This is a genomic window from Mesorhizobium sp., assembly GCF_005063415.1.
Taxonomy (GTDB): domain Bacteria; phylum Pseudomonadota; class Alphaproteobacteria; order Rhizobiales; family Rhizobiaceae; genus Mesorhizobium.
The window spans coordinates 1-9,760 of the sequence record NZ_SUEG01000173.1 but is presented as its reverse complement, the minus strand read 5'-3'; the positions used below and the strand labels follow the sequence as shown (position 1 = coordinate 9,760).

The 9,760-nt window shown below is 59.7% G+C and carries 5 protein-coding genes and 4 pseudogenes; 3 read left to right on the top strand and 6 right to left on the bottom strand.

Annotation, left to right across the window (positions count from 1 at the left end):
• Positions 1-222 precede the first annotated feature (222 nt).
• Positions 223-536 (bottom strand): annotated as a pseudogene (locus tag E5W70_RS28085) (ATP-binding protein); the annotation flags it as partial.
• A gap of 10 nt (positions 537-546) precedes the next feature.
• Positions 547-1,080 (bottom strand): annotated as a pseudogene (locus tag E5W70_RS28080) (IS21 family transposase); the annotation flags it as partial.
• A 583-nt stretch (positions 1,081-1,663) separates the two neighbouring features.
• Here E5W70_RS28080 and E5W70_RS28075 point away from each other — a divergent pair.
• Positions 1,664-1,936: a hypothetical protein gene (locus E5W70_RS28075; RefSeq protein WP_095486041.1), complete on the top strand. Its 273-nt coding sequence runs from the start codon at positions 1,664-1,666 to the stop codon at positions 1,934-1,936.
• Positions 1,937-2,517: 581 nt separating this feature from the next.
• Here E5W70_RS28075 and E5W70_RS28070 read toward each other — a convergent pair.
• Both E5W70_RS28070 and E5W70_RS28065 read right to left on the bottom strand, forming a co-directional pair.
• Positions 2,518-3,834 carry a type II toxin-antitoxin system HipA family toxin gene (locus E5W70_RS28070; protein ID WP_095486040.1) on the bottom strand — a complete coding sequence of 439 codons (1,317 nt, stop codon included), beginning with the start codon at positions 3,832-3,834 and terminating at the stop codon, positions 2,518-2,520.
• A complete protein-coding gene (locus E5W70_RS28065; RefSeq protein WP_210326673.1) occupies positions 3,824-4,123 on the bottom strand; it encodes a helix-turn-helix transcriptional regulator in 300 nt (99 codons plus the stop codon). Before E5W70_RS28065 ends, E5W70_RS28070 begins: the two co-directional genes overlap by 11 nt.
• 651 nt (positions 4,124-4,774) lie before the next feature.
• On the opposite strand from E5W70_RS28065, the pseudogene E5W70_RS28060 reads away from it, so the two are divergent.
• Positions 4,775-5,344: pseudogene (locus E5W70_RS28060) on the top strand (aldehyde dehydrogenase family protein); the annotation flags it as partial.
• A 448-nt stretch (positions 5,345-5,792) separates the two neighbouring features.
• Here E5W70_RS28060 and dnaE2 read toward each other — a convergent pair.
• Both dnaE2 and E5W70_RS28050 read right to left on the bottom strand, forming a co-directional pair.
• Positions 5,793-6,256 (bottom strand): annotated as a pseudogene (gene dnaE2, locus E5W70_RS28055) (error-prone DNA polymerase); the annotation flags it as partial.
• A gap of 304 nt (positions 6,257-6,560) precedes the next feature.
• Positions 6,561-8,393, bottom strand: coding sequence for a potassium transporter Kup (locus E5W70_RS28050; RefSeq protein WP_292664577.1), 1,833 nt, complete (start codon positions 8,391-8,393; stop codon positions 6,561-6,563).
• Positions 8,394-9,455: 1,062 nt separating this feature from the next.
• Here E5W70_RS28050 and E5W70_RS28045 point away from each other — a divergent pair.
• Positions 9,456-9,734 (top strand): AlpA family phage regulatory protein, encoded by a 279-nt coding sequence (locus E5W70_RS28045; RefSeq protein ID WP_127309512.1) that lies wholly within the window; start codon positions 9,456-9,458, stop codon positions 9,732-9,734.
• Positions 9,735-9,760 lie beyond the last annotated feature (26 nt).

Here is a 9,760-nt window from a genome sequence, read left to right as displayed (position 1 = left end):
AAGCGGCAGATATTGGGAGGCTACATTCATGCGGTGCGGCTCTCAGGTCTAGTTTGCTTTTGCGCATAGGACCGCAATTGTCGTGCCAACTGGGAAAATCGTTTCGGGCAATGCGATCGCTCCGATAGCGTTGCGTCTCCTGTCTGACATTGTTGGGAAGTCGACACGCGCCCGTCGCAATGCGGTCGACCTTCCGCGCGAGTTGGGTGACCCGTGAAGGCGGCCGACCAGGACGATGTTGCGCTGATCGGCGACGAAGGCGCGGCCGGGCGAGATCGCGCATCAGGGGGTGACCGGCGTGTCGGCGAAGTCGAAGTCGTCGATGTCCTTGGCCAGCGGCAACTTGGCGACAGCGAACTGGTATTTGATGGAGCGGGCCTGCTTCTCCGATATCTCGGCCTGCAAGAGATCACCGACAATCCTGGGCGGCTCGTGCCGTCGCTTGATGGCGACGCGCCCATGATCTCGTCATAGGCTCTGCGCATTCCGTAGAGCTTCAGCGCTCCCATCAGTTCCAGTACCTCGGTGCGTTCCATGGCTGTTTGTCCTCCTGAGACTGTCATAGCGGGTGCAGTCGGCGACCGCTCGTGAGCTAGCTTCAGCGCTTGGGGAATGGAAAGGATCGTGCCCGGCGCCGGATCGCGGCTGCGGGCCAGGATGTTGAGGATCACCGGCGCCGACGATGCACCGTGCTCGATGGCTTCCTGACAGGCGGCCTCGACCGCGCTCAATCCGTCGGTCAGCACCCAGGTGAGGATCAACACCATCTGCCGGTCGACGTCATCAACCGCCTTGAGCTGCGCCGCACCTTCTCCATTGCCGACCGCACGACCCAGCTAAGGAACGGCGCGCGCCGTGTGCCAGGGATCGTAGACGACCTCGTTGCGGCCAAAGGAGCGAACGTGTTCTCCCACGACCACGCCATCCTCTGGCGGATGCGATCCGATCGACATAAGCATGGATCTCGACGGGCCGACCGACGGCACTCGACAGCACCGAGTATTTGTTGTTGTCGAAGCGCACCGTGCAGGTCTTCGACACCGACGGGGGAATGCAATGGAAGCCGTCGAAGCGACCGGCAGCCGCTCCCGCTGCGGCTTGGCCGCATTCGCCGACAGCAGCCGGTCCCGCGTCTCACGCCGAGCTCCCATGCGGGGATAGGGCTGGTGCTTGCGCTCGTAGCGGAACTCCGTCTGCTCAGAACGCAGGACCTTGCGCACCACCTTGCGCGAGATCTTCAGCTCACGGCAGATCGCCTTGATCGACTTCCCCTGGACCAGCGACAGCCGACGTTTTGCAATCGTCTCTAAAACCAACATCCAAAACACAAATGCCTCCGATCAAGCCGGAGGCATCTTGATGACCCCATCGTTAAAGGGTCCCGTTTGGACGAAAATCACCCTTTAAACAGGGTCCCCATTCCACGAAAAATCAATGCACTACCTTCCAAAGCTGCGAGAGATCGCCACCGACCGCTTTGAAGGGGCTTTCGGCGGTCTCGTCAGCGAGGTTGTGGCATGAAAAAACATCAATCCACAGCATTGGGCCGAAGCATGCCACGGGCTCATGCCGCGGGAGAGCGGGAAGATATTCTTGAAAGAAGCGGTCTCCGACATCAATACCGACAGGATGGGCAGCTTTCTCACATCACTTGAGGTCGAGCGTGGCAGTTGCGACCCGCAATGCAAGGCTGGCGGCGATGCATGCCTTTGCGCGGTTCCTGATTTCGGAGCACCCCGAATATATGGATACGCTGCAACTGGTGGTGACACTTCCCTTCAAGAGGGCGCGTGGGTGGCACCTGTCGAATATCTCGATGAGCCCGGAAATCAAGAGCGTCCTGGCGCGTATCGACCGCCGCACGCCTTCTGGACAGCGGGATTACGCTCTGTTTTCGCTGATGTTCAATACGGATGCCCGAGTTCAGGGATCCTGAATCTTCGATTGTGACCTTCGTCTGGTATCGCCCTGTCCCGCCGAGCAAAGCAACGACCGCCCCACACTGCTCACCCGGTTCGGTGTTCGATACTTGCTGCGCACACATGGCTGCGGGCGAAGGAACCACCCTGGCGGAAAAAAGCATCCATCATCGCCCTTTGCGGGACACGACGGCATCCACCTCGTCAAGGCGGGTGTTGACATCGCCACCATCAGTCGATGGCCAGGCCACTCGGGCTGAACTAACGATGCGCTACGCCCAGGCCGGTATCGATATGAAGCGGCAAGCGCTCGAACAAGTCTTCCCCGACGTGATGTCATCGGCAAAAGATCAGACGATCATCGCTTTGATGGCTGGATGTTTGGCTGGCTGCACCGCTTGTAGACGCTCAGTTATGTGGAGTTGTATCGCGGGAAGTCGCGCGTCTTGGGCTTTTGCGGTGTCAGCTCAACATCTCTCCGCAGTGCACGTTGTCACTGTTGAAGAGCCGTTTGTTCAATCTTCGTCCTGGCACGGCAAGGGTTGTCCATATTGTGGCGTCTTGCGCTTGCCGAGCTTGTCCGAAATCCAGCGCCGGATCAGGCGTGAACACTGTTGCGTAGTTCGTCAGCCAGAGCGCGGAGAACGTCGGCGCTTCCTTCCAGCGCCGTAAAAGCGTAGGGATTGAGGAACTGTCGGCCCCAGAACAGATTGCGATCTATGCCGGATAGCGTAGCTTCCTCGCTGACACGCGGCCAATTCTCCGCAATGCATCGGAGCTGGCCTTCAACAATCGCAAGAGCTTCCGGCGCGCTGAGCAGGAAGTGATGCGCCGCTTCAAGGCAGGACGCTATCCGGCTCATGCGGTTATTGCCGCTGATGAGCATGGCCTGGCTGGCCTCCTGGCCACTGCGGGCCTGCGGACAAATATCGTACGCAGGCGTGAGGGTGAGCTTAGCCCCGTCCCAGAATGCCGCATGGTTGCGGGCATGATCGTCGGTGTTGCCGCAAAGTATGTTGAAGACAATGCGGCTGAACAACTCGCGCAGAGTTTCCGACGGCGCGGTGAATCGGTGGCGAATGATCTCCGCCAAATCCTGGTAGCTGGCGTAACGCGCCATCATCTCATCGAGCGCGAGCATCGTCAGCGCTGAGACCATGGATTTGCGTTGCCAGCCGCCCGTGACCTTGATCCGGTCGAATCGCTCGACGAGCAACACGTCGTTGCCTGCGGCGCGAACGAGCGAGACGGATGCCGCTCTGATGCCGCACAAGGCGGCAAGCCGCATGGCTATGAATTCTCCTTTGACGACGCTGTAAAGGTCGGCAGACGAGGAAAATTTCGCGACATGCTTGACGGCGTCATCCTCGATCAGCGCCTTTGGCCTTGCGCCGCCGATCGAGCTGCCGTGATGCAGCGCCTGATCTAATTCGGGGGTGAGCGGAATACCTTTCTCTACCCGCTCCGCCGATTGGACAAGCTCTTCGAGAGTGGCATTGGCCAGTGCGCGCGGCTCGTAATGCATGGGCGAAAACTGAAAATCGAGCGCGCCGATGCGGTCCGAGCCTGATTCCAGCAAGAACGTCAGTTCTGAAATATCGAGCCGCGCGATTTCATCGCCCTTCACACCGAATTTGCGGTTTAGGATAACCCGTCGTCCCCAGGCATCAGGGGCAGCATCGCGGATGCATCCCGGCATGGTTAGGCCAGGAAGCAAAGGCAATTCGCCTGCCTTCAGGGGCAGTTCCGGGAGATAAAGCGGGATCGCGCTTCCCAGTTCACGAAAGCTCCTGCCATAGTTGAAGCTGACAAGTCCGTCATGGGCATATAGCCGCCCGGCGACAACCGGCGCGGTCTCGCCCGGCAGCCAGACCCAGACATAGGCTTCGTCGTACTTGGGGACCTTAGAACTCATCGACGATCTGCTTGCCGGCCTTGTAGACGTGCTTCGGCAGCAGCGCGATGCGATCGTCCATGCGGCCTGTGAGGGCTGTGATGCCATTGCCGTCGGCATCGAACAGCTTCACACCGACAATGGCAGCAGCTTCGAACATCAGTCCGATTTCGACTTTGGGATCGCCCTTCTCGATGCGCTGCAGGGTGCTGCGTGAAACACCGATTCTCTCGGCTAACTCCTGTGCGGTTAACCGGTGCTGCATCCGGCCAAGCCGGATGGTCTTACCGAAAAGGCCAAGCGCTTCCATCGCGTAGCGCGAATAGGTGCGTTTATACGTTGCCTTCATTCGGGTCTCTGTGACCTATGCATGATCCATATCGCCTTCTTTCGACCTTTATATAGGTAATGTCACAGAGCGACTGCCAAAGTCAAGACTCCGTATCGCAAGCGTTACCCATCCGAACGAGGAAGGCGGATATTGCCTACGGCTCCTGCACAACCGGCCAGCTCTGCGCGTCTCGGGCGAGGCGGAGATCTGGCGCTGGATCGCGGACAGCCTTGAGACGCCTCGCATGAGTCATTCATGGGCGGTCCCTGGTGCGAGGCCGCGGCGCTCGACTGCTGGCCGACATTCTCGGTGGCGCGACCCGCAGCCGGCTACACCAGCACTTTTCGACCGCATACGCGCCCAGCTTCTCTCCGAAATCATTGCCAATGAGCGCGAACCTCATGCGATCGCCGAGCTGGCCTGGCGGCGCGGAATCTACGGCACGCATCCGTATTCGAGACCGCCCAAGGGAGCCTGACTAGCGTAACGCCCTCCGATCTAAGCGCCTTCCACAAAGCCGCTTTCGCAAGCGACGGGCTGCATGTGGCGGTCGTAGGCGACATAGATGCCAAGCCCTGAGAGTAAGGCTCTACCAGCTGTTCGGCGATTTGCCTCAGAAACTGGCGCTTGCCGGCGCGAACCAGTGGTATCGCGAGGGCGAGCACGCCGAGCGCTTTTCCTCCGCCCTCCACTGACCACAGACCCGCACGCAACGAAGCCGCGCTCGATCTTATCGTGGCGTGGTTAGGTGCAATGTTTGCTCTCGCCCATCAGGCCTGCTTTCCCGATGGCGTGGTCAACCTGATCTATGCGTCCGAAGGTGATCGCGTGGGCCGTGAACTCTGCACCAATTCCAAGATTCAAAAGATCAGCTTTACCGGTTCGAACGAGGTCGGACGGCTGCTGATGCGTCAGTGCTCTGACCAGATCAAGAAGGTCAGCCTTGAACCCGGCGGCAATGCACCTTTCATCATCTTCGATGATGCCGACATTGACGGTGCTGTTGACGGTGCGGTCCAGGCGAAGTTCCGCAATGCCGGCCAGACCTGCGTTTCCGCGAACCGCATTTACGTCCAATCGAGCGTTCACGATGAGTCCGCCGAGAAATTTGTGAAGAAGGTCCGGCACTTATCAGTGGTCCGACGTCTACTCCCGGAGCGAAGCCGTCGCCAACCCAAGATCGAGTCCCACATCGCAGATGATAATTCGATGCGGGGCCGAACGATAAATATGCATGCTTTGGCCACCCCGAGGCAGGGCTCATTGAGATGATCCGACCGCCTTGGAACAAAGATGGGGTAGAGCAGATGAAGCGTTGGCAGCGTGTCTCCATTCGACGCGAGCGCTGAGGATGGGATCACGATCATTCGCATCACGCGCAGCCGCAAGGGCGACGCCATGGCTACTTTGGAATCGTTGAAGTGGTTTGAGCCGGACAGTCACAAATACACCCGTTACGCCGCGGCTCAGGAAACGTGGCGGCGTCCGGCGGTGGAGGTGCTCGCTGACTTAAAAAGGTGCGGGCAGTCGTTGCGCTTGAGAGCGACGACATTTGGGATCCGGCACGGGGTGACCTGCTGCCAATCGGCAGTTAACAGGGTCCGACAAAAGTGTGCACAACATGCTGCTGAAGTGGCCTCCGGAAGCGCTACCGGAAGTTACGCGTCTTGAACTTGATAGGGTCGATATGGTCATACTGCATCGACGATGTCGCGCCCTTCGGCATGCCGCGCGGATCGATGCCCGATCCGCCGTGATGAGCCTCGTCCCTCGGCCGTGCGGCAACGGAAACGGCGTCTTGCGGTTTCCCACGCTGGCCAGCCCAGCCGACAGATCGGTCAGCTCGTGGGCGAAGAGGTGCACCACCTCCTCTTCCCCCGGACGCGTCCGCGGACGCCGAGCATGGCCGAAGCAAGAAGCACGCGCCGGAATTTCTCGAGAGATCTTGACCCAGACGACGACGTTTGCCGCACCCCGTCTCATCCTCCAGAGGAACATGAAGCCTTTGGCCGAGCCCGGCCGCTGCCGGACCAGCACCAGGCCGGCGGCCTCGAGCCAGCTTCTGCCTCGCGCCTGCATAGCATCCTGACAAGTCACGGTGCGGCGCCGGTTAGGCGGCACGCCGATTTTGGCAACGCTAGCCTGTGAACTGAAGAATGAAGGTCGGACTTGCGGCACATCGATTAGGTTCAAATGATAAGTTGCTGGCCGGCGAGGTCGTTTCAGCTCATCTCGACTGGTGGGTCGGCAAGACAATGCGGAACGGAAATGATCGCAGGCGTAAAGGACGGCTTTCGGGGCCGGAAGCTTCGGACCTGGAACCGGACCCCAGTTTTGCGCAAGCATCGTGGCCTCCGTCCGGTCAGGCATTCACCGGCTCGCGAAATGCCGATTGATTCTGCTTAACCGGGCATACCTAAACGGCCACTTGCGTTCCGATCTCGACCACACGTCCGGTCGGGATCTGGAAATACTCCGTCGCGTCGGCGGCCGTGCGCGCCAAGCCGATGAACAGCTTGTCCTGCCACACCGGCATGCCGGAGTTGGGTGACGCCTTGAGCGAGCGACGCGAGAGGAAGAAGGAGGTCGTCATGATGTCGAACTTCCAACCCTGCTTGCGGCAGATCGCCAGCGCACGCGGGATGTTAGGCTGTTCCATGTAGCCGAAGGTCAGTGTCACGCGCATGAATAGCTCATTGATCGTTTCCATCTTGATCCGGTCGCTGTCGGGCACCACGGGCTGCTGCGCCGTCACCACAGAGAGGATGACGTTCTGTTCGTGCAGCGCCTTGTAGTGCTTCAGGCTGTGCATCAACGCGGTCGGCGCACTGGCGGGATCGCTGGTCAGGAACACGGCCGTACCGGACACCAGCTGCGGTTTCTTCTTCAACAGATTGCCCGCAAGGAAATCGAGCGGAATCTGGTTCCTGCGCGTCTTGTCGAATAGATACCTGCTGCCTCTTATCCAAGTCCACATGGTCATCACGATCACTGCGGCAATGGCAAGCGAGGCCCAGCCGCCTTCGAATACCTTGACGATGTTAGCTGCAAAGAAGCCGGTATCGATGAAGACGAACACCGCCATTAAGGCTATCGCGACGCCGAGCGGCCATTTCCAGATGCGCGTCATCACAACAAAAAGCAGTATGTTCGTCACCAGCATATTGCCGGTCACCGAAATACCGTAGGCCGAGGCCAGCCGGCTGGATTCGCCGAAGCCGACCACCAGCAGCATCACCACCAGCGCCAGCATCAGGTTGATGCGCGGCAGATAGATCTGGCCCGACTGTTTTTCCGACGTGTGCTGGATGACGAAACGCGGCAGCATGTTGAGCTGTACCGCTTGCCTGGTCAGCGAAAAGGCGCCGGAGATCACCGCCTGGCAGGCGATCACGGTCGCCGCCGTGGCAAGCACGACCATCGGAATAAGCGTCCAGCCCTGGTTCATCTCGAAGAACGGATGACCGACAACGCCGCCATTTGCCAGCACGAAGGCGCCTTGCCCGACATAATTGAGCAACAGACAAGGGAACACGATCGCCAGCCAGGCGAGCACGATCGGCTTGCGGCCGAAATGGCCGAGGTCGGCGTAGAGCGCCTCGGCTCCGGTGACGGCGAGGAAGACTGCACCAACCGTAACGAAGGCGACGTCAGGCGAGTTGACCAGGAACGACACGATGTAATGCGGGCTGATTGCCAGCAGGATTTCCGGGTCGTCCATGATGTGGTTGAGCCCGGAAAGGCCGATGGCCAGGAACCACAGCGCGGTAACGGGTCCGAACACCAATCCTACGCCGCCGGTGCCAAACCGCTGTACCGCAAACACGATCGCCAGGATGGCCAGTGTCAGCGGCACCACATAGGGCTGGAACGTCGGCGTGACGACATTCATACCTTCGACCGCCGACAGTACCGAGATTGCCGGCGTAATGACGGCGTCCCCAAAAAAAAGCGCCGCGCCGACGATGCCGATGCCGAGGATCACCGCAGAGCGGGTCGGGAAACTGTTGCGCGCCAGCGCCATAAGCGACAGCACCCCGCCCTCGCCTCGATTGTCGGCGCGGAGCACGAACATGATGTATTTGATCGTCACGGTGATCGTCAGGGACCAGATGATCAGCGAGAGTACGCCGAGGATGTCGCCACGGCTGGCGACGTTGCCACCCGCTGATGCATGCAACGCCTCGCGAAATGCATAGATCGGGCTGGTGCCTATATCGCCATAAACGACACCTAGTGCGCCCAACATCAGCGCCTTGGTGCTGTGCTGCTCGACCTCAGAATGGCTCGATTGTTCGACAGGTTCTGCCTCGTTACCAGAAGGGCCATGGACGACACTCCGATAAGCGCGCGGTGCTCTACGCTTGCTGCACTGCAATATCAAGTTCCGTCACGTAATGTCTGCCGTCTCGCCTGTCGTTGCTCGCCTTGGTAGACTCGCCAGCCCGCAGCCCTACCGAGCAGCAATAGCGCCCCGGCAGAACTCTCAATCGCCCAGATCAATGAATGGTTATCGCCCACATTGCCCCCCCGCGATGCGGCCGATGGCGACCAGGGTGTCGTGGGCGCACAAGGATGGCGCTTTCCTGATGACGCCGTGCTCCAGGTGTGATCGCACCGTTGCTGCGCAAGCCATTTACTTGCTCGTCCCAGCGAGGACCGTGGCCAACTGGAACGCAGGGCCACGCCGCTCACCGGCCGCACTTTGCGGCGCAGATAACGATTCGATCTCCGCGGCGAGATTCTGGTTGAAGAAGCCACCAAGCTTGTCGAAGGACACACGGTCGTAATATCGACATGCCAGTATCCGCAACCCAGAAAAAGCTCCTTCGGCTCCGCTGCGCGCGCCACGAACAACCCGATCTTCTCTGCGAAAGAGGACGCCGTAATCCCAGGTTGAAGCCAAACCGGGGGGCGGCCGTGACGTATGCTACACAGGCGAAGGGCTAGGAGGCGGGTTCGGTGAGGAACGGCATTGATGTCCACGCCGTCTCCTGGAAAGACAGAGGAATGCGGTGTCACCGCCTGGCGCCGGAGGTTGATCCGGTGATTAGGAGGAGCACTCGTTGTCGGATTCTCGACGATGTCGGACATCTGACACAACGCTGCCAGAGTGATCGCATTGTTCCGAAACGATTTTCCCAGTTGGCACGACAATTGCGGTCCTATGCGCAAAAGCACTGCGATGCCGCACCGACTGGAAGAACTCATCAATGATCACGCTTTTCGAACATGTGGGCGCCGCTACCAACACTAAGCGTTCCCGATCAAACGGAAGCCTCTATCCCTTCTTTCTGAAGGCTGTCCGGACATGAACGCATTTGATGTCCGTCCAACGCTGGATGCTCCCGACGACGATCTCTATCTTTGGCTTGAAGATGTGGAAGGCGAGCGGGCACTTGCCTGGGCCGCCGGCCAGTCGGCAAAGACCCTGAAGCACTTCAGTGGAACGCAGTTCGAGCGCGACCGCGCGACTCTGAAGGCAGGCCTGTTCCCTAAGCGGCGTCGCATCTCCCCCGGCCGAGTCGCATGGCTTGAATCCGATATCAGGGCTTGGATGGAAACTAGACCTGAGAGCCGCACCGCATGAATGTAGCCTCCCAATATCTGCCGCTT

Bases quoted from the DNA above. Each gene is read 5' to 3' on its own strand.
- E5W70_RS28050 (WP_292664577.1), bottom strand. From the start codon at position 8,393: ATGTTGGGCGCACTAGGTGTCGTTTATGGCGATATAGGCACCAGCCCG.
- E5W70_RS28045 (WP_127309512.1), top strand. From the start codon at position 9,456: ATGAACGCATTTGATGTCCGTCCAACGCTGGATGCTCCCGACGACGAT.
- E5W70_RS28065 (WP_210326673.1), bottom strand. From the start codon at position 4,123: ATGGAAGCGCTTGGCCTTTTCGGTAAGACCATCCGGCTTGGCCGGATG.
- E5W70_RS28070 (WP_095486040.1), bottom strand. From the start codon at position 3,834: ATGAGTTCTAAGGTCCCCAAGTACGACGAAGCCTATGTCTGGGTCTGG.